This is a genomic window from Bacteriovorax sp. HI3 (genome assembly GCF_059738875.1).
Window position 1 is genome coordinate 603,687 of record NZ_AP026946.1, and the last position, 19,398, is coordinate 623,084.

At 42.2% G+C, this 19,398-nt stretch carries 14 protein-coding genes; 5 read left to right on the forward strand and 9 right to left on the reverse strand.

The genetic code is table 11. From position 1 onward, the window contains the following. Positions 1-42: 42 nt before the first annotated feature. Together AC6JA8_RS02840 and AC6JA8_RS02845 are read left to right on the forward strand one after the other, a co-directional pair. Complete coding sequence (locus AC6JA8_RS02840) at positions 43-1,440, forward strand: NAD-dependent epimerase/dehydratase family protein (RefSeq protein WP_497975676.1); 1,398 nt, start codon at positions 43-45, stop codon at positions 1,438-1,440. Between the two features lie 111 nt (positions 1,441-1,551). Then, on the forward strand, positions 1,552-2,157 hold the full coding sequence (locus AC6JA8_RS02845; protein WP_102242355.1) for a carbonic anhydrase: 606 nt from the start codon (positions 1,552-1,554) through the stop codon (positions 2,155-2,157). Here the strand turns inward: AC6JA8_RS02845 and AC6JA8_RS02850 are convergent. The 3 genes from AC6JA8_RS02850 to rbp form a co-directional block, all read right to left on the reverse strand. Further along, on the reverse strand, positions 2,154-3,602 hold the full coding sequence (locus tag AC6JA8_RS02850) for a phytoene desaturase family protein (protein ID WP_497975677.1): 1,449 nt from the start codon (positions 3,600-3,602) through the stop codon (positions 2,154-2,156). The two genes, AC6JA8_RS02845 and AC6JA8_RS02850, sit on opposite strands and share 4 nt — an antisense overlap. Before the next feature lie 59 nt (positions 3,603-3,661). After that, complete coding sequence (locus AC6JA8_RS02855) at positions 3,662-3,886, reverse strand: C1orf53 family protein (RefSeq protein WP_491633998.1); 225 nt, start codon at positions 3,884-3,886, stop codon at positions 3,662-3,664. A gap of 62 nt (positions 3,887-3,948) precedes the next feature. Then, a complete protein-coding gene (rbp, locus tag AC6JA8_RS02860) occupies positions 3,949-4,311 on the reverse strand; it encodes an RNA-binding regulator (RefSeq protein WP_497975678.1) in 363 nt (120 codons plus the stop codon). 187 nt (positions 4,312-4,498) lie between these two features. On the opposite strand from rbp, the gene AC6JA8_RS02865 reads away from it, so the two are divergent. Continuing rightward, positions 4,499-6,160, forward strand: a complete 1,662-nt coding sequence (locus tag AC6JA8_RS02865; RefSeq protein ID WP_497975679.1) for an AMP-binding protein — start codon at positions 4,499-4,501, stop codon at positions 6,158-6,160. A gap of 31 nt (positions 6,161-6,191) precedes the next feature. On the opposite strand, the gene AC6JA8_RS02870 is transcribed toward AC6JA8_RS02865, so the two are convergent. After that, the gene (locus AC6JA8_RS02870) at positions 6,192-7,589 is read right to left on the reverse strand and encodes a hypothetical protein (protein ID WP_497975680.1); all 1,398 of its coding nucleotides are present in this window, start codon (positions 7,587-7,589) and stop codon (positions 6,192-6,194) included. Between the two features lie 135 nt (positions 7,590-7,724). On the opposite strand from AC6JA8_RS02870, the gene AC6JA8_RS02875 reads away from it, so the two are divergent. Then, positions 7,725-12,092, forward strand: coding sequence for a hypothetical protein (locus tag AC6JA8_RS02875; protein ID WP_497975681.1), 4,368 nt, complete (start codon positions 7,725-7,727; stop codon positions 12,090-12,092). Here the strand turns inward: AC6JA8_RS02875 and AC6JA8_RS02880 are convergent, their stop codons facing one another. Genes AC6JA8_RS02880 through AC6JA8_RS02900 form a run of 5 tightly spaced genes read right to left on the reverse strand, consistent with a single transcriptional unit; the run spans position 12,093 to position 18,008 of the window. Next, the gene (locus tag AC6JA8_RS02880; protein ID WP_497975682.1) at positions 12,093-12,935 is read right to left on the reverse strand and encodes a signal peptidase II; all 843 of its coding nucleotides are present in this window, start codon (positions 12,933-12,935) and stop codon (positions 12,093-12,095) included. After that, positions 12,935-14,632: a hypothetical protein gene (locus AC6JA8_RS02885; RefSeq protein WP_497975683.1), complete on the reverse strand. Its 1,698-nt coding sequence runs from the start codon at positions 14,630-14,632 to the stop codon at positions 12,935-12,937. Before AC6JA8_RS02885 ends, AC6JA8_RS02880 begins: the two co-directional genes overlap by 1 nt. A gap of 10 nt (positions 14,633-14,642) precedes the next feature. Continuing rightward, positions 14,643-16,118 carry a hypothetical protein gene (locus tag AC6JA8_RS02890; RefSeq protein ID WP_497975684.1) on the reverse strand — a complete coding sequence of 492 codons (1,476 nt, stop codon included), beginning with the start codon at positions 16,116-16,118 and terminating at the stop codon, positions 14,643-14,645. A 12-nt stretch (positions 16,119-16,130) separates the two neighbouring features. Beyond that, positions 16,131-16,889, reverse strand: coding sequence for a hypothetical protein (locus AC6JA8_RS02895; RefSeq protein WP_497975685.1), 759 nt, complete (start codon positions 16,887-16,889; stop codon positions 16,131-16,133). A gap of 3 nt (positions 16,890-16,892) precedes the next feature. Next, complete coding sequence (locus AC6JA8_RS02900) at positions 16,893-18,008, reverse strand: hypothetical protein (RefSeq protein WP_497975686.1); 1,116 nt, start codon at positions 18,006-18,008, stop codon at positions 16,893-16,895. Positions 18,009-18,228: 220 nt separating this feature from the next. On the opposite strand from AC6JA8_RS02900, the gene AC6JA8_RS02905 reads away from it, so the two are divergent. Then, complete coding sequence (locus AC6JA8_RS02905) at positions 18,229-19,392, forward strand: hypothetical protein (RefSeq protein ID WP_497975687.1); 1,164 nt, start codon at positions 18,229-18,231, stop codon at positions 19,390-19,392. The last annotated feature ends 6 nt before the right edge of the window (positions 19,393-19,398 follow it).

Consider the following 19,398-nt stretch of genomic DNA (forward strand, 5'->3'; position numbering starts at 1 on the left):
TTTGGCGTTTTCTTTGTGTTTACTCCGCAGTAAAGTTTGATCATGAAAAAGCAAAAGCTAAAAATTGCAATTGCTGGTGCCTCTGGTTTTATCGGTCAACGACTGATAGAGCATCTTTTAAAAACCACCGATTATGACCTGGTTGGTTTCAGCCGTTTCAGCAGAAAAAGTGATAACCCCCGTCTTGAATGGAGAGAGTGCGATTTATTTTCGTTGCTTGAAATTGAGCGGGCCTTAAAAGATGTCGATGTCGCCTTTTATCTTGTTCATTCAATGCTGCCCTCTGCGAATCTCGATCAGGGAAGTTTTGCAGACTATGACCTTTTACTTGCTGATAACTTTGCCCGCTCTGCTAACTTAAATCAGGTGAAGCAAGTCATTTATCTAGGAGGGTTACTCCCTTCTAATTTGGAAAACCTTTCCAAGCATTTAGAGAGTCGTCTGGAGGTCGAACAAGTTTTTAGAGAAAAAGACTTCGTACTGACCGCCTTTCGTGCGGGATTAATTATCGGGCCCAATGGCTCCTCATTTAAAATTATGTATAAACTGGTGAAGCGATTACCGGTAATGATTTGCCCTCAATGGGTCAATAACCCTATGACTCCAATTGGAGTGGATGACGTGACAACATGCCTGGCGAGTGTGATTGATGATGATCGCTACTATAATAAGACTTTTGATCTTTCAGGAAGTGGGCAGTACACATACCTGGATTTGATGCGCATAATAGGTGAGAGATTAAAATTAAAAAGATATTACCTTAAAGTTCCAGTCCATTTTGTAGGTTTCTCAAAACTCTGGGTGAGGTTAATCACTCAAGAGAATAAAGAACTGGTTTACCCTTTGCTTGATTCTATCCGGCATCCGATGATCTGCAATCCAGAACGCAAGTTCAAGCTAGAGAACCATCGTTTTAAAAATTTCGAAGAGTGCCTGGAAGAGGCCCTAGTCGCCACTGGGGTTAATGATAGAAAGCCTTTTGTGAAAAAGAATCACCGCTTTGTCCGTTCAGTCCAGCGACTGCCTATCCCTTCTTTTATGAATGCTAAAGATGCGGCTTTGGAGTATATGCAATGGCTTCCTAAAATCTTTTCTCCTCTTATCAAAGTTCAAGTCGAAGATGATATGGTCGATTTCTCACTTTTCCATCATCGAGTGGTTCTCTTGAAACTAAAATACTCAAAAGAAAGAAGCACAATGAATCGAGCTCTATTTTATATCGTTGGTGGGAATTTAGTTCGTTTCAATGAAAAGAGCCGGCTTGAGTTCAGAGAGACCATGCCGGTTAAAAATAAACGCTACATCATCACGGCCATCCATGACTTTGAGCCAGCACTTCCCTGGCTTATCTACATCATCACCCAGGCCGTAGTGCACCTCGAAGTAATGCGCGCCTTTGGAAGGCACCTTGAAAGAAAGTCACAAATGCGCAGTTTATAACTAAAATTTAGCATTGCGCTGCTTGTAAAGGCCTGGTCTATCTTGAAGCCTCTTGACTATGACTTCTCATGCGAGTTTTATATTAGCATTAACTTAAAGAGGTTTGAGAGAATGAGAAAAGCAGATAACTGGCAAGATGCATTTAAACTTTTAGTTGAAGGTAACCGCGCTTTTTACGAAGGGCAAACAACTCACCCGGAAAGAGGGAGAGAGGTTATGTTCTCTCAGTATCTTGGTCAGCAGCCATTCGCCGCTATTTTAAGTTGCGCCGATTCTCGCGTTGTACCCGAGCTGGTCTTTGACGTAGGTATCGGAGATCTTTTTACCTGCAGAATTGCGGGAACCGTTTTATCTGATGCCGTTATTGGCAGTATCGAGATGGCCGTAGAAGTTCTTGGTGTCACTCTTATCGTCGTTATGGGACATGAAAACTGTGGGGCCTTCCGCGCTTGTATGAACCCGGAGAAACACCCAAACATCAAAGGGATTTCTTGGCAGCTTATTCCAATCATTGAAGAGCTTCGCCCGGTTCACGGACACAATCCAACAGACCATTTATATTATTCAATCATCGCCAACGCTAGAAAGGTTGCTCAACAGCTACAAACAGTTGGTCCGGTTCTAAGCCCGGGGATCAAGTCTGGAAAACTAAAAATCATTCCAGCTTATCACTCGCTGACAACTGGTAAAGTGACGTTCTTCGAACCGATTAACTAATCGAGAAACTCACATAAGTTTTGTGCACCCAGGACAACGGCAGCAATTCCTTGTCCCGGGTACTGCGTGTCTCCCAGCATGTAGAAATTTTGCAGAGGGGATCTCGCTACTAAAAAATCAATCGGGTTTCTTTTGAGCGAATGAGGAATGCCACCCACCAGGCCATGAAAGCGGTGAGTGTACTTGATGAATGTTTTAGGTGTTCCGGTCATTACATTTTTTAAGTCTTCATCTTTCAACTCAAATTTCTCTTTTAGGACATTCAAAATAAATTGAGCGCACTCTTCTTTTTTCTTTTGATAGTCTTCTTTAGTTAAATTCATCCACTCTTTAGATTTTGTATGTGTTGAAATAGTCACAACCTGTCTGCCATTAATCGATCTTTCCTGGTCATGGGGATGAGACAGTGAGACAAAAAAAGAGCGTGTCTCACAATGAGGAATTGGGTCAGTGTGAATCTGGTAGTAAAGGCCTTCGCGTTTTTCATTGAGCGGAATGGTTAAGTAGATCATAAAAGCAGACCAGCACGATGAAGGATCGGGTGCAGGGTAGCGTTGAAAAAAAGCTTTAACTTCTTTTTCATCAAAGAGCTCAGAGTGATTCCAGATTGGAATCGTGGAGACAACTTTTTTCCCTCTTATCGTTTGTTTGCTAGTCGCGACTTCAAAGCCGCTTTGTCCATCATCAAGAGGCGTAATTTTTTTTACCGTATGACGATAGAAAATGTGAGAGCATTTGGCGGCCAGGGCTTCTGAGAAAGCCTTCATTCCACCAGTGGCGTAATAAGTGTCATCCGGGTAAGAGAGCCCCATGGCCCCCATTAAAAGCGGAGTCTCACTCATATGATTTTGAGCTGTAATGAAAAGGAGTTCATCAAGCATCGAAAGGTATCCGGAGTCATTTATTTTTAAAGAACGAAGCTCACTTGCAACGCTGGTAAAAAGGGCCGGCAGTGAGGAGAGAGCTTTTAATGTATCTATTTTTAAAAAGCCGCTTACGGCCCCAATTGAACGAAGAGGGATATTTTTAAAGGCACTGGATAAGTGCCAGCCTTTTTCTTCAATATCACTCAAGCGGCCCCAGAATTTTTCATGATCAATGCCTGGGAATTTTTTTTCTAATTCGTCTCTCCATTTCTTTTGGTCTTTAAAACGAAAGATTGTTTTATCCGGCAAGATGGAGACAATTCCAGGATCAATTGCCGTGAGATTTAATGGGAGGTCTAGTTCTTTAATCAAGTTAAATAGTGGTCTGTTTTCTTTTAGACCAGAAAGAGTTGTGGCCCCAGCATCAAAGGTGTAACCTTCGCGTTCAAAATAAGATGAGCAACCACCCGGCAAGGAGTGGGCCTCAAGCAGGGCAACTTTAAATCCTTTTTTTTCCATTAGTGCAGCAAAGGTAAGTCCTGAACTGCCGGCACCAATGACAATATAGTCGAATTCCATAAGTTGATTTTATATCTCAATGGGGGTGAATGGAATGGTGTCTAAGGAATGGTTAGATATTAATCGTCGTCTTCTTCGTTGTCGTACGAGTAATCGTCTTCCCAGGAGTCATTAAACTCCGCTGGAACGTTTGGATCGGCCTTATCCTTGTATCCGTAAGGGCAGTTAAGACAACCGCTCTGGCAGCAATGACCGCGTTTTAAGAGATAGTGAGCAGTGAAGACCAGATTGCCGTCTTCGTTGATTGTATAGTCGATGTTTTCAATGAGAGTAGGAGTGTTCATTCAGCTCAAATAAAAACGGCTCCCGAAGGAGCCGCCGTATATGGATAGTCTTTAAAAAAAGATTATTCTCTTCTTCCGCGTCCACCGCCGAATCCACCACGTCCACCGCCATCACGGTTTCCGCCGCCGAATCCACCACGTGAACCGCCTCCACCAAATCCGCCACCAGTTCTTTCTGGTTGAGGTTTAGCTTCAGAAACTCTTAGTGAACGTCCTTCGAACTCTTGACCATCAAGTTGAGATACAGCGTTTTGCGCTCCATCTTCTGAATCCATTTCTACGAATCCGAAACCTTTTGATCTACCAGTTTCGCGATCGATGATGATTTTCACAGATGCAACTGATCCAGCTGAAGAGAAGTGCTCTTTTAGCGATTCTTCTTTAGCTGAGTAAGGAAGGTTTCCAACATACAATTTAGTAGCCATACAAAAAACTCCAAAAAAATGGTCAAAGACAGGTAATTTCTTAGGACCAAAGTAACTATTAGACCTCAGGTATAACACGATTCATATTCTGTTCAAACATAAAATTAAAGAAATTTGCTTCACAGCACTTTGCGTAATCTTACATTGTCTATTAAACTTTTAGGGAACACTTTTTTGAGGGGATTTTATGGAGAAAATTTGGCTTAAAAACTATCAGTCTGGCGTACCTGCGACTATCGAAGATCAGATGCAAAAGTACCATTCATTAGGTGACTTGATGGATGAGAGTTTTGGTAAATTCTCTCAAGTAGAGGCCTTCAATTGCATGGGCAAAGGCCTTACTTATCAAGAGGTTGATCGCCTAAGCCGTCAGTTTGCCAGCTATCTTCAAAATGAATTAAAGCTACAAAAAGGGGACCGCGTGGCCCTGATGATGCCCAATATTCTTCAGTATCCAGTGGCCTTATTTGGTATCCTAAGGGGTGGATTCGTCGCAGTAAACGTCAACCCACTTTACACGGCACGTGAACTTCAGCATCAGCTCAAGGATTCGGGGGCCCGTGCCATCGTTATCTTCGAAAACGCCTGCCACACCCTTCAGGGGATCCTGGATAAGACTGACTGTAAACATGTTTTGACGACAAATATTGGCGATATGCTTGGTTTTCCAAAATCAATGATTGTTAATTTTGTGATCAAGAAAATTAAAAAAATGGTTCCAGCATGGAGTATTCCAAGCGCAAAAAATTTCATGACAGAACTGCGCATGGCCGATGAAAAGAAATTTAGAAAGCCGAGTATGAGTCAATCAGACATTGCTTTCCTTCAATACACAGGTGGAACAACAGGTGTAGCAAAAGGGGCCATCCTTACTCATCAAAATATGGTGGCGAATATGTGCCAGGCGCGCGCATGGCTCTCTCCGGCGATTGGAGGGCAGACTGAAATTTTAATTTCACCACTTCCGCTTTACCACATTTTCTCACTGACTGTTTCTATGGTGTTTGTTTCGATTGGAGCGACAAACGTTCTCATTACAAATCCAAGAGACATGAAGGCCTTCATTGCTGAATTAAGAAAATGGAAGTTTACAGTTCTTCCAGGTGTAAACACTCTTTTTAATGGTCTTTTAAACCAGCCAGATTTTAAAACTTTGGATTTCTCTACAATGAAAATTGCTCTTGGTGGAGGAATGGCCGTTCAAAAAGCTGTTGCTGATAAGTGGAAGAGTGTCACTGGAAAAGTGCTTCTTGAAGCTTACGGACTAACGGAAACATCACCAGCTGCTTGTATCAATCCGATCTCTCTAAAAGACTATAATGGATTTATCGGTCTTCCGATCCCTTCAACTGATGTGGTGATCAAAGATGACAATGATAAAACGCTAGGTCTCAATGAAGTAGGTGAGATCTGTATTAAAGGGCCTCAAGTCATGCCTGGATACTGGAACCGCGATGATGAGACAGCTAAGGTTATGACGTCTGATGGATACTTTAAAACAGGTGACATCGGAATGATGAATGACCAAGGATATGTGAAAATCGTCGATCGCAAAAAAGATATGATCCTGGTCTCAGGATTTAACGTTTATCCAAATGAGATTGAAGATGTTGTGGCCACTCACCCGAAAGTTTTTGAAGTAGCGGCCATCGGTGTTCCTGATGAGAAATCGACGGAAGCCATTAAGCTTTTCATCGTGAAAAAAGATGAGAGTTTAACAGCGGAAGAAGTGATTGCATTCTGCCGCAAAGAATTGACTGGATATAAAGTTCCAAAACTGGTCGAGTTTAGAACTGAACTTCCTAAGAGTAATGTTGGGAAGATTTTAAGAAAAGACTTAAGAAACTAAAATAAAAAAGGCCCCAATTTGGGGCCTTTTTTTATTGTCCTGTTAATTCATCAATATGAACTTCAACAACACTTGAGTGAGAATCAGAGATTTTTTCTTCTTCTTTTTTCGTGCGGTCAAGTTGTTGCTCGTGGGCACCGTTCGTCTGAACCCCTTGAGCATCGTTGGTCTCAACGACTCTCGCGCCATTGACATCGACACTTTCTGACTGGTCAGTAACTTCTTCTACGCGAGTAGATCCTGCATTAGTGTGACTAGGATTATTCTGTATCCAGAAATATCTTTCAATACCAATACCGGCAATAGCGACAGTTCCGCCGGTGATTGCGGCCTGCTTTGGTGTGATGCTGGTGATTTTGGCATAAATACGTTTTAAAATTCCAACTTTTTCTTCATCCGTTTGGTTTTTAATCGCACGGTTTTGAATATAAGCGTTTAGCACTTCTTTTACTTTTAGAAGTGGAGTTTCAACGAACTTTTTGTAGGCCACATCCGCCTTAGTAAGAGCAGCAAGCTCTCTGATAAAAACCTTATTCGTGATGCGGTAAACTCCGTAAGTCGTCGGTTGGAACTCTGATTTTTTAATCATGGCACTGATACGTTCAAGTTCTTTTTGTAATTCAGGGTTAGGTGCCTTGGCATTTTTAATCCCGTATTCAAATTCTCTTTGAACAATAGTTAGCATATCAGTCAGCATGGCCTGTCTGATGATGCGGTCTTTGATTTTCCCGTTTTTAAGTAGGGTTCCATCAAGGGCTTTGATTTCTTCTTTAAATCTTTTCACCTGGTAATCCAGGTCTTTTTCAGCTTTTCTTAACGTCAGGATTTCCTCGACCATGACACCATTGCGCTTAACAGTCACTTTGATATCGCGGACTTCATCTTTTTTAAGCTTTAATTTCTTAAGCAGTGAAAGATTGTATTGAAGTGAGATGCGCTCTTCTAATAAATTATCGACGTCTTTTTGATAAGACTCAAAAGACTTCATCCATCCTTCAACTAATGCCATGTTTTTTGTTGCGGCCGGATCAACGGCAACGTCAGGGCTCACGATACTATCAATAGTTTGAAAATATCTTTTAGCTTCAGTGACAACATCTTCATCACTAAAAATATAAAAAGCCGGGTACTTATTGTTGTTCCAGTTTTTAATCGACTTGTTTAAAGAGATGCGTGCTTTGTTGATCCAGTTAAGTTTTGGATGCTCAACTGTAACGAACTTATTAGAGAAGGTGATGAGTTTCTTATCAACTAAAGCCTTCTGTAAATCAGGTTCATAATTCTCTTTTAAGAATAGACTTTGGGCCAGTTCCTGACATGAGCCTGTCGCTTCTGCGGGCTCACGCAGAGACACTCTTTCTTCCGGCAGATGTGAGCAGGAAGCAAGTAGAGTGAAAGCAGAAATAAGGAGTGACTTTTTCCAAATCATACCGATCTTGTCGGCTATTTCTTTAAATAAGTTTAATCTTTATTTTTAAACCTAAGTCTTTGAAATCTGAAATTCAACTAAAGTAATACCCGACAAGACCGATACGAGATTGATCTTTAATGTTCTGGAGTAACTATGAAGTGGTTAAATTCTAGTGTCCTTATTTTATGTCTTATTCTTCAGTCGTGTTCGCTGAATTTCAGTGAATGGGGAAGGAAGCCGGCATCAGCTGCGAACTTTGATGATTTCGTCAATAAGATGAAAGGTTTTAAGATTCGTCTGATTGGTACAGAACAGGATGCGAATTGTTCTAAAGAGCAGATGGATGCTGACTTTAAAAAGCTCATGGCCTCTGTTAAGCGCGATTCGTGTTCAGTAGATAATTATAGTCTCGACCGCGAAGAGTTTAATCAAAAGGCCTGCCCGAAAGTAAAAAAAGAAGGATATTTTGATAAAGTTGTTAAAGCGACGATTCAAGAAGAGAAATCAAAAAAGAAACAACTGACTTATTTTCAAAATAAAATTGACCCGACATTTGTGGCCTTTACAACAGAAGCTCAGGGTTATTTAAAAACACTTGGACCAATTCTTCACAACGAAAATTACAGCCATGCTGACCGTGCAGAGCTACTGGCAACTTACGTTGAAAACGTTCTTCTTCCGGTAAGAGATGTTGTCGTGATCATGCGTTCATATCTTCCAAAAGAAGATGATGGAAAGATTTTTTATCTTGGTCTTCAACCTTATATGACTCCGGCCTTTGTTAAAGGTCTTGATCAAAGTGAGCTTGGGCTTATCACTCAGGGACCAAACCCGGCTTCAAGTCCATTCTATTTAGAAATTCAGCCAGCTGAAAATGGGATTTACCGTTTAAGTTTTTCAGCAACTGATATTATCAGACGTGACGTAATCACTTTATTAAAAGCGCCATCGTCGAAAAACTACGTTATGGCCTTAAAGTGGATGACTCTGCATATGATGCTTTCTCAGGTGTATTTATACGACACCATTTTAGGAAGCCGTGCTGATCTGGCGATCCCTAACTCATGTCAAACGCACTTTAACGGAAACCTTCCTCCTAAATTCAAATTCACTTACGAAGAAGGTGTTGGTGATCAGTTCTTAGAAAACATTCTTGCCAGCCATGGTCTGACATACAAAGAAGACGATAGCTCTTATCTTGATTACTACATTGATAACGTTAACAAAGACCCGACGAAAGAAGGGTATAGCGGTCTTGTTCCATTCGAAAACTATAAGAATGCTCTAAGAAGTGCGGAAGGTTCTGGACCTCAGGCCCTTGAACCACACTTTGATGATGTGGCCCACTTCCAGACAGTCATGTCTTACAAGTTAGGTGAAGCACAAAGTGCATTCAGAGGAAAAGTAAGAGGTCAGAACGTTACATATGCGGGATTTGATATCTTCCAAAAAATGTTAGGGGATTTCCCTGCTGATGATATTGCCGAAGTGACATTAAAAAGTGGTGAAGTAAAACAACTTTATCCGGGGAAACAAAACTTATCTCCATACCTGTTGGAGTTAATGCAACAAAATGGTTTTGTGGATTATAGTGACCTAATCACTGAACGAATGAAGAAAAAATTTGTTGGTAGAAAAGTGAGCGTCGATTTTCCATCGATGTATTCTTCACCTGTCTGGAGAGACTGGAGTTTAAGATACCTGTCGGACACTCTCTACCAACAAAGAAATGCACCGAAAAACTCTGCTCTTTATAAAGTTGTGCAAAATGCCTGTATGATGGGAAGCCGCAGGTCTCCTGATTTGAATAAGATTTGTTTCGAAGGAAATAACATCCTGGAAAACCTGGCAGACTTTATGTCTGAGTTTCGCACGGGAGAAAAATACGTTCCAACCAGAAGACTGGAAGAAACAAAATACAAAGAACTTTATCCATTCCTGGGATTCATCTGGACAAATATGAGGGATCAGCTTGCGCTTCTTCCGGACGCAAAACCATTTGAGCTCAACTTCCTTTTAGATCAGATGGCTGCTGGAAACCCATGGGCGAGATTGAAGTTTAGTTACATGGTGGCCTTGGATCAGCTGGAGTATCAACAGGAAGGTATCCTTCCTCAGTACGATACAAAAAATTATTTCTCGAAGGCCAATGATCAGGTGATGTGTAAGATCAATAACGTGAGTGTGCAGTACAACACTCTTCAAAAGGCCGGAAAGATTTTGGGGCTGCATCTGCCACTTAGTTACAACCATGCCGGAAGACTGCTCAACTCGGGAGAGAAAAAGCAGATCTGGAGAAATATTCTGGATGATATTCAGCAAAGAAACGCACAGCTCTTTAGTGTGAAGAGAAATAATCAGGCCTATTATTCAATAGCTGAAAATATTTCTTATAAGACTATTCTTTCAGAGCAAGCGGCACTTGGAACAGGAACGACTCTGAGCCAGAAAGCGGTCTCTGAAATTAAAAACGTTTCAAAGAAAACAGAAGCGCAATTAGGGGATTTCTTCCTGAAGTTATACAACCTGCGCGATCCGGTTAAGCAGCAAGCGTTGTTTGAGGAGTTCTCTAAAGTAAACGGTATTGATAACACGTTTAGCTTAAAACTAAACTTCCTGGCGCTGGATGATGCTTATAAGAAACCAATTTATAAAGATCTCTTAAAGCAAGCGGCGCAAACGAGAAAACTGCAGATCCTGCAGGAGCTGGACCGTTTCTGTAAAATGGATATCAACGATGAAACGCAGTTTAAAAATATTTTCTACTCGACAACTAAAGCGCAAAACGACTTAAACCAAATGGCAGGTCTTCCGGCCGTGCCAGAGGATGTTTTAAGTAAGATCAATGAAATGAGTTCAAGTGAATGGCGTGATATGTGGTGGGGGATTGGTTCCGGTGTGGCCGGAGTTGCTGCCATTATTGTTGGTGGTGCATGTACAACTTTAACCGGTGGTATCTGTGCTCCGCTTGGTGGTGCGATGGCCGTTGCCGGGTTAGCTTCTCTGGGAATTCAGATCAAGTTAACAGGAAACGAGCTGGAGAGAAAAGCTGAAGCCGATGTTTCAGAGGCTCAGATCAAAGTGATGGAAGATTTAGGTTTTGCCAATACAGGTAGTGCGGATGAAGTTCACCGCTCATATGCTTGGGCAGCCTTTGAGGCCATCAGTATTTTCCCTCTGATTGGTGTCGCGACCAGGTCCCTGGCCCTTGGACCTAAACTCGTGTACGTCTCAACTCAGTCGATGATGAGACAGACCGGTAAAGCTTCTTTTAAAGCGGCAGCTAAGTCCGTGACACAGGAAGAAGAAGTAAGAGCGGCCCACTTCTTGTTAGGATTCTCTAATACAGCAAAGAATGCGGGTGTAGATGCCAAGACTCTACAGAATGCAACGACTAAGATTTCAAAAATCAGAAAGCTTTATACATCTGGTGAAATCAGCATGGAGCAGATGATGTCGCGAATTGGAGCAGTCCTTGATCCAATCAAGCGTGCTAAACTTGCTGTGGCCAAAACAGTAAAAGCTGAAGTTGGTAGAGTCACGATTAAAGAATCAAAAGAGCAAATCGACCGTCAAGCAGCGACGATGATGGCCAACTATTTTGGGGATAACCCGAGAGAGATGCTTCGTTTAGTTCAAGGTTATTCTGGTGAGCGTTTAAATAAAGCAGTTCGTATCATGGGAGAAATTAACTCGACGGATAGAATTGGAAGACGAATTCCCATTTATAGTGGAGTGAAGGACTGGTTCCTGCGCATGAGAAACGAATCGTTAGCGAAAAACGCGGCGAAAATCCTGCGTATTGAAAAAGAACTCAATGCAATGGGAAGTAGACCAGGACAGCTCAATGCTTATATCAATAAGAACATTGAAGACCTGACAGATATTTTTATCGATATCCCAATGAGAAAACGCGAAATTCCATATTTCGTTTTTGTTCAAGGGATGCCGGAGTTTAACTTCATCAAAGGAAGAAAGATTCCACTTTTAAGTATGATGTCTGAAGGACAAACGTTGCGAAGATTAGTAACGGCAAGAGCACGTCTGGTGCATGAAACTTATAAGTCTCAGGCAAGATTGACGTTGAAGTTAAAACGTTATGTAAAATCAGAAACGGCCTATGATGCCTTCAAGTCATTCCAACTTTCAGTTGCTGAAATGGCCAACCGTAAAACGGCTGCTGAATCAGCTAAAGTTATGTCTCAATACCGCTCGGTAGAAGAGGCGATGACAAGAAAACTTTATGTAAGCTTTTCTAAGAGCGGTCAGAAGATGGAGTACAAGGCCTTTAAGGAATTGATTCTGAATCCTGCGACTCTTAAAGATAAAGCCACGGCAGAAGTTATCTGGGAATCTGTTCCAGCTGATGAGCTTCTTGGGATGAAAGAAGTGGGTGAGTTCGCTCACAGGGCCGTGCAAGAGCTGGCGAAGTATTCGGACATCGATTCGTTCGAGCGTTACTTAAATGCATTGAAAGTTTTAACAATCAACCGCAATGCCGCAGTTCTTGAAGTAATGTAATTACTTTTTGTTCAAGTGGTTTTTAAGATTAAGGGCGACATTTTCAAGATGTTTGAAATTGTCCCCTTGTCTTAATTTCAATTCTCTTTGATCCCCATTAAGTAAGTCTTCAACATACTTCTCAAAGGCGTAGAGAGGACCTGCTGTTCTTTCTGAAAGAAGTAGTCCGGCAATAAATGAAACAGCTGCAAAAAGTAGTGTGATTGCCAGGTAGCTGATGGCAAAACCAATCACTGTCGACTTGCTGTGAACATTGATTGATTGAAGAGTTAAAGTTAAATAAGAAAGCGAAAAAAGCCCCAGTACTAAACAAGTGCAAAGTGAAATGGTGGCAAACTTCAAAGCAAATTTCATCTGCTCTCTTACGTTGACCAGTCCAAAACCTCTTTGGTTTTCTGGATACCAGATGATCTTTTCTTTGGTGATAAGTTTTATGACAATAATCGCGGCCCCAATCCATTGGAAAACATCTGCCGGATTAAACACAATAGGAGGGAGCCCGGGGATTTGCATAGGAAGAAAATCCAACGTCCCACCGTGAATGGCACGGTCAACTACGTTTCCTAAAACTCCGCCGGAAAGAAGTCCCAGCCCCGCTTTTAAAAGCAGAAGCTCTGCGGGAAGTAGAATGATCATCATGACATAAACGAAAACTAAGAGTCCGCCCATTGAGCAGAGTGTGACTAATGTTAAACTCGCCGGCAGGTCTTGAAGAGTTCCAAAAATAAATCCGCGATTGATATGGGCCGATTCCCCCGTCATCATTTGAGCTTTCCAGACAAAATCGATGACGAGGACAAGGGCGAATAAGCAAAGAGAAATCAGAATACCTTTTTTAAACATTATTTACCTGAGAGATTTTTCCAAATTGTAATCTGGCCTTCGATTTCTGCGGCGTTGGAATTACAATCGCTCCAGCAGTTGTGTCTATTGGTTTTAAGTTTCGTCGAAATCTTTGAGCTTCCAATGTTTGTGAAATTCACCAGCCCACTTTCAACGACGTTGGTATGAGCTGTCGTCACGTTAGAGTGAGCGTGCAGAGGAGGCTGGCTATCACCGTGACAGTTTATGCATCTGGCGCGAAGAACCGGCCACAGCGTCTGCTTAAACCCATCGACTGACGAGATCTTGGTTACAGGTGTCGTTGGGTTTGATCCCGTTCCTGTTGTTGGAGTCGTCGTTGTCGGCGCTTCTGATGTTCCGATATGATCGAAAGCAAACGAAAGTTTGTCGCTGTCTAGTCCTTTATCTTTTAAAAGAATCATAGAGTAATTTGAAAGGACTCCATCCGCCGCCGAGACTTTTTTATTCACAACCGTGTAAGTCGCGTGTTGTGGATTGTATGAGCCATTCACCAGAACTTTAAGCGATTTAACATAAATGTCTTGAGTGGTCCTGATTCTTGGATTGGTTAGCTTGTAACTGTACATATCGTATTCTTCGATATCAATATCCAGCATTGATCCGCTTACACCAGAAAGAGAAGAGATAGGCATGCTGATTGTAGATTTCAGGGCCTTCGTTGCGTTTGGATCAAACATTGGATCATTAGTGATCGTGATTTTTGAAATTTTTAACCCGTCATCGCGCTGGCGAAGCTCAACTCCAAAGTTTGATCCTCCGGCGATATAAAAAGGAGTGTCCTGGTATGAAGTTGTGTTAGTCACTTCACGCCATTCAAAACCTTTTGTCAGCGTTCTGATGTGCCATTCTTTTGTATCTGAGCCGGCCACTTTGACATAAACAGAATCAGAGTTGGCATCTGGAGCATTAACGAGCATATACACTTTGTAGAAGTCTGAGTTTGTCAGCTTGAAGTTCACGTAAGCTAAACCAGCATCAGCACTTGTCAGGTTTTTTGTTCCTGTTCCTTCTGGTGCCCAGATATAACTTGTTCCATTGTCTGTTGCTTTAACCATTGGAGTGCGCAGCGATCCACTTTCGGCCATGAGAGTGATGGTTCCCTGATCAATCAGGTTTTCCGGACTGAGGATTTCAGCGATTGTTTTTGTTTCAGAAGTCGTGTGAGTTGACACATTTGATGAATCTGTAGCATCTGGCGCCTTCTCATCAATAATGCGCTTCCATTCAGTGATCTCTTCCTGCATTTCATTAGCATTGGCCGTACAGTCACCCCAACAGTTGTGGCGTTCGTTTTTAAGTTTTAAGACCATGCGAGAGCTAGGAATATTGTTAAAATCGATTTTAAAGTTATCAACCAAAACATTGTGGGCCGTTTCTAGATTAGAAGAAGCATGCAATGGTGTTTGGGTTGTCCCGTGACAAGAAACACAGCGGGCGCGGGTGATAGGGTAGACTGTCGTCTTAAAGGCCTCAATTGAAATCGCTCTTACTTCAGCAGAAGAGAGCGTATTTGAATTGTTTGGCGCTTGCCCTGTTCCTGAGCTTTTTCCATCAGCAGAGAATTTCATTGCTGATTTATTTGTCGCTTGCATCGGATTGATACACTGATTGTATCCAATAAGGACTAGACCCAGGCATAAAAAAGATGTCAGTTTGTACTTGGTTGATCTCTTCAAAGTTTAGTCCTTATTTAATCGGGTTAAAAAATAAATAACTGTTCATATTCGATCCAAACGGATTGTCTCCAACAACATCAGCAAGTTTTGACTCTTGTCCTGACAGTGATAAATAGTTGGCCACGACTGCTTTTGAAAGGTTGGTGACACTGTTACTCACCATCGTTGCGTTGGTATCAACGGCACCATTGTCTTTAAAGGCACCAATTTGTCTCTTATCAGCTGTTCTTAATGTTGCTTTACCAGCGTGGCGGTAAAGAAGCATAAAACTTGATGAGCGCTGAGAGCTGTCTCCCGTCCAAGGGATTTTTCCTCGGCCATTTTGAGAATCATCTGTAGCCCCACTTGCAGAAACACCACCGTCTGTGAAGACGTAGATAAGAATGTCTTTTTGTTTTAATGAAGCAAGCTCCATCACTCGACCGATCATTTCGCCGATTTCAGAGTCGCGTGTTTCACCACTTGAACGTGTATTGTCGTGGTAGTCGTATCCACCTTTTTCTACAGTTCCCACTCCTACATATCCATCAAGGATTAGTTTTGCCATGGTGGCCGTTCTTCTTTGATCATTGTTGTTAGCAATATTAGGGAAGGCCTGTCTGACCATTGCATCCTGAGTTGGATCAACAGCTGTGGCAGAAAAGCGATTTAATAAATCCTGAGATTGAATGTATCCACAATTTACCAGGTCTTTGATTTGATCAGGGAGGGCCTTGGCGTTGAATTGTTTTAATTTCTGCGCACTCAGGTTTTCAATAGTCTTTAAAACTTTTTGGGCCTTCTCTGTTCCATAAAGTGAACCTAGTCGACCGATATTAACTAAACTTAGTGCATCTTGTGGCGAGTTTAGGGTGACGGGTTTAAGAGTAGGGATGAGTGAACTTTGTGGCGCCATTGAGTTACCGCCAGATTCACTGTTAATCGTTCCTGCAATAGGAGCAAGCTCACCGACAACTCCGGCCTTTGTCAGCCAGTACATTGGGTTGTGCGGGTTATTTTGTGTATCGTCGTTAGAGGCCGCACAGAAAACACCGCCTTCAACTTTAGCTCTGGTCGTCACTGCTGTTGTGTTTCTGATCCCACGAAGAATCGCTGAATCGTTATGGAAAACAAGTCCCAGTTCATTGTTTGTTTGCCCCGCATTTTTTGGGTGCATCGCTGTTGGAAGACCAAGAGACTCGTAGTTGGTGATGAAGTCCATCTGGCCTCCGGCCTTACCAACCATAACGTTTGATCCAACTAAGTTCGCTCCACCAGAGAGATCGAAGATCATAACTGGAATGCGGGTAATGGCCTCTTGAGTTCCAAAACCACACTCAAGAGCATGGGCCGAGTTCATCTTCAAAAGAGGAAGAAGACCCGGAAGCATGGTGAAACTCATCCCGGTTAGAAAACCTTGTGAAAGAAAATCCCTTCTACTTTGAAGAGTGTGGTTTTCATGTTTTAAAGGAGCGTTTGGATTTTGATCTTTGTTTTTGTTCGTCATCTTATCGTTCCTTTAAAGTAGAGTTGAGTGCGCACTTGCCAGAGTGGAAATGCACATCGCCTTAACTAGTTTTCTTGTCGTTACACTTGAAGAGAGGTTTTCTCCTGTCAACAACTCATCAAAAAGTTTTGTCAGTTCATTCACCGTCGATGTTCTTGTTTGTGTATCTAGTGGTGGAAGAAAACGATCGATGGCCTGGTTGATGATTAATTGCTTATTGGCAGCAGAGAAGACTTGAGTTGGCGTCTGTCCAAAATTAATAGTCGGCCAGATCGCTGCTCTGAGTGTTCCATTTTCAACTAATTGCTCACAGAATTCAGCAGCAAGTTTTGTAATCGCTACCTGGTTAGCTGGAAGGAAACTCTTTACATTGTTGTCTGCTGGAAGCTGGACAATAATTTCCTTATATAAGTTTTGAACGCTGGTATTCGTCGCTGGAACCCCTGTCACTGCAACCATTGACTGGAAAACTTGTTCAAAGTTCTTAACCCCAACATCAACTTGATCAAGTTCTGTCTCCGCCGTAGGGTTATTCATTGGCGGCATGACTAATCCATCAGGAAGTTCTGCATCGCTGTCGATATCTCCGGCATCACCTGTTGCTGTTGACGGAGCAGTGGATTTCGAAGCTGTGCTTCTTTTGTTTGCTTTCATCGGCTCAAAAGTACACTGGTTAAAGGCAATAAGCACCGAAGCCAGAGTTCCGATTGCAATGGCAATGCGGACGCCGTTAGGTAGAGTAGATTGTTTTTCGTTGTTTTCTGTATTCATTTGTTATTCGCCCATGCAAAGAATCGATGTCTCTGCAAAAAGATTTTTCATGCTAAAGTTGTCGTTGGCCTGGAAAAGATCAGCGAGACGTTTAATTTCTTTTTTCTCACTGTCGACTTTTGGCTTTCTGACACAAACAAGTTCAAACACTCGTGTCGACATACACTCAGCAAAAGCGCGCGATCTTGAAATCATCATTCCTAATTCGCGTGCCCCTTTTCCTGATGTTTTATCCGGCCATCCTAAACTGGCGTTTTGTCCATCGGCCCATAGGTTGACCCATTCATCATTTGTCGTGACGTATCCATCTTTATAAAGAACGTTTTTATTGATTTTGGCAGCAACTGTCCCGGGAGTGTGTTTAATCTCATTATCAACGAAATCAAAGTAGGCCCATGCTCCACCAAGCCCGTCTTGTCCAGCATGACAACCAACACACTGGTTGCGGTAAGTGCGGCTGTCCCCACCTGGGTTTCTCTCAACGTCACGTCTAACATGGTAGTCGGTGATATTGATATCGTGAACCGCTTCAAAGTCGCGGCAAAGAAAGTTCATAAAAGTAAAACGAGTCATTCTTCTGTTTGTTCCTGCAGAGAAGAAGGCGCTGGCCGCAGCTCTGGTTGTCAGAACTCCCGCCGTGTCTTTTACACCTGTCACTTCGGATTGATTCACTCTCATTAAGTTGTCTTTTAACGAGACGAACTTATTTTCCAGTTCAATGTACTGGTTATTATCTTTTTTATTGTAAGCAGGAATGGTGACCGGAGTTGTCGGTGCCGCGATATAAAGGTGGTCTCCATATAGAACCTGATCAAAGGGAATATTATCGCGAACCATTCCGATAACAGTCGCTACGTAGTCATTGAGAGGAACGCGAGGAGAATTATCGACATTCGTCCAGCGTTTCACCCAGTTTTTTAGAGTGATGTTATAGAAGTTTTGATCGTCCATTGCTTTAAGAGCAGCATCTTTAGCATTGCCGTTCTTAATATAGGTCTCCATTTGGTTTAAAACTTCTACAGAAGGAGGCACACTGGCCAGGCGGTTGTGCAGACGATAGGCCTGGTCTCTGGCCGCACCAAAGGCAGAATTTAATGACAGGGAGACGAAAGAAATCACGATGAATTCTTTTTTTAAAAAATGATGTAGTTTAATGGAACTCCCCCTTATAAATAAATTCACTCAAATTATCGTAACATAAGGATGGTCAATTACTGTGGCATGCAAATACTTCCGATTCCCGAGTAGAATGCTCTGAGAAAGGGGTTAAATTGTTAATGTTATTGTTGAAATTTTAGTTTAGGATTAAGGGATATTTTTAGTTTTATTTAGAGAAATCATGCTGAAAACAATTTCATTATTTTTTGGTCTTTGCGCTCTGATGATCTCAAAGGCCGAGGCCTATCCCAACTTTATCGGACATGGATACAACTCATGTATTACTTGTCATTATAACCCCTTTGGAAATGGACCCATCAATGATTACGGTCGAGCTGTTTCGGCCACGGCCATTGGGAGCAGAGGCTTTTATAATGATAGTAAACCAGAAGATTTAATTGGTCAGGAATCGGGGTTCTTTTTTAAGCAACCAGAGAACAAACATTTTAGACCTTTTGCCAGCTACCGCGGTCTTTTATTAAAAAGAAATTTTGGTGAAGACAGCGAAAAGACAGAGTACATCCATATGCAGGCCGACCTGAATATGGTGGTGAAGTTTGGTGAAAACGACAAATACATGGGAAGCTTCAGTTTTGGTTATGCTCCCATTCCAAGATCACTACAAAATACAAAAGCAGCCGACAGTGTAAAAGAGTACCGCACGCGCGAGCACTATGTTGGTTACCGCCCAAGCCCAAGTTGGGGAGTGTATGCGGGACTAATGGATAAAACTTACGGGATAAGAATTGTTGAACACACTTCTTATGCCCGCACGACTCCACAAGTGACGATGGATGACCAATCTCACGGGGTGATTCTTCACTACAACAATCCTGCTTTTGAAGCGGGTGTGAATGTCTTCGTTGGAAATCTCACTCAAGATGCTGATCTTCGCATGAAAGGTTTTGCTGGAACGTTTGAGTACACGCTACTTGAGAAAAACCGCATTGGTCTCTCGGCAATGAGTGAAGGCAATGACTATGTGGACCTGACGGCCTTTGCCGCTCACATCCGTTCTGGGATTGGCAATGGAAGCAGCTTGATGTTTGAAATCGGTAAAGTCGATAAGAAACCAAAACTAGTCAGTGGCGATAAGACTGAATACTACGCTAATTTCCAAAACCATATCAAGGCCACTCGTGGAGTTTATCTTTTAAATTCTGTTGAGTATTACAAAAACGATGCAGATAAAAGTTATCGCGTAAGATTTGGGCCGAGTATTCAATACTTCCCAATGTCAAAAGTCGAGCTACGTGCTGACTTATACAACACTAGAAACTTTAATCAGCAGATCAGTACAAAAGATAGATGGGATTTAATGGCCCAGATTCACTTGTGGTTATAACGATGA

Excerpts from the sequence above, each read along its gene's own strand:
- AC6JA8_RS02840 (WP_497975676.1), top strand. The coding sequence starts at position 43 with ATGAAAAAGCAAAAGCTAAAAATTGCAATTGCTGGTGCCTCTGGTTTT.
- AC6JA8_RS02845 (WP_102242355.1), top strand. The coding sequence starts at position 1,552 with ATGAGAAAAGCAGATAACTGGCAAGATGCATTTAAACTTTTAGTTGAA.
- AC6JA8_RS02850 (WP_497975677.1), bottom strand. The coding sequence starts at position 3,602 with ATGGAATTCGACTATATTGTCATTGGTGCCGGCAGTTCAGGACTTACC.
- AC6JA8_RS02855 (WP_491633998.1), bottom strand. The coding sequence starts at position 3,886 with ATGAACACTCCTACTCTCATTGAAAACATCGACTATACAATCAACGAA.
- rbp (WP_497975678.1), bottom strand. The coding sequence starts at position 4,311 with ATGGCTACTAAATTGTATGTTGGAAACCTTCCTTACTCAGCTAAAGAA.
- AC6JA8_RS02865 (WP_497975679.1), top strand. The coding sequence starts at position 4,499 with ATGGAGAAAATTTGGCTTAAAAACTATCAGTCTGGCGTACCTGCGACT.
- AC6JA8_RS02870 (WP_497975680.1), bottom strand. The coding sequence starts at position 7,589 with ATGATTTGGAAAAAGTCACTCCTTATTTCTGCTTTCACTCTACTTGCT.
- AC6JA8_RS02875 (WP_497975681.1), top strand. The coding sequence starts at position 7,725 with ATGAAGTGGTTAAATTCTAGTGTCCTTATTTTATGTCTTATTCTTCAG.
- AC6JA8_RS02880 (WP_497975682.1), bottom strand. The coding sequence starts at position 12,935 with ATGTTTAAAAAAGGTATTCTGATTTCTCTTTGCTTATTCGCCCTTGTC.
- AC6JA8_RS02890 (WP_497975684.1), bottom strand. The coding sequence starts at position 16,118 with ATGACGAACAAAAACAAAGATCAAAATCCAAACGCTCCTTTAAAACAT.
- AC6JA8_RS02895 (WP_497975685.1), bottom strand. The coding sequence starts at position 16,889 with ATGAATACAGAAAACAACGAAAAACAATCTACTCTACCTAACGGCGTC.
- AC6JA8_RS02905 (WP_497975687.1), top strand. The coding sequence starts at position 18,229 with ATGCTGAAAACAATTTCATTATTTTTTGGTCTTTGCGCTCTGATGATC.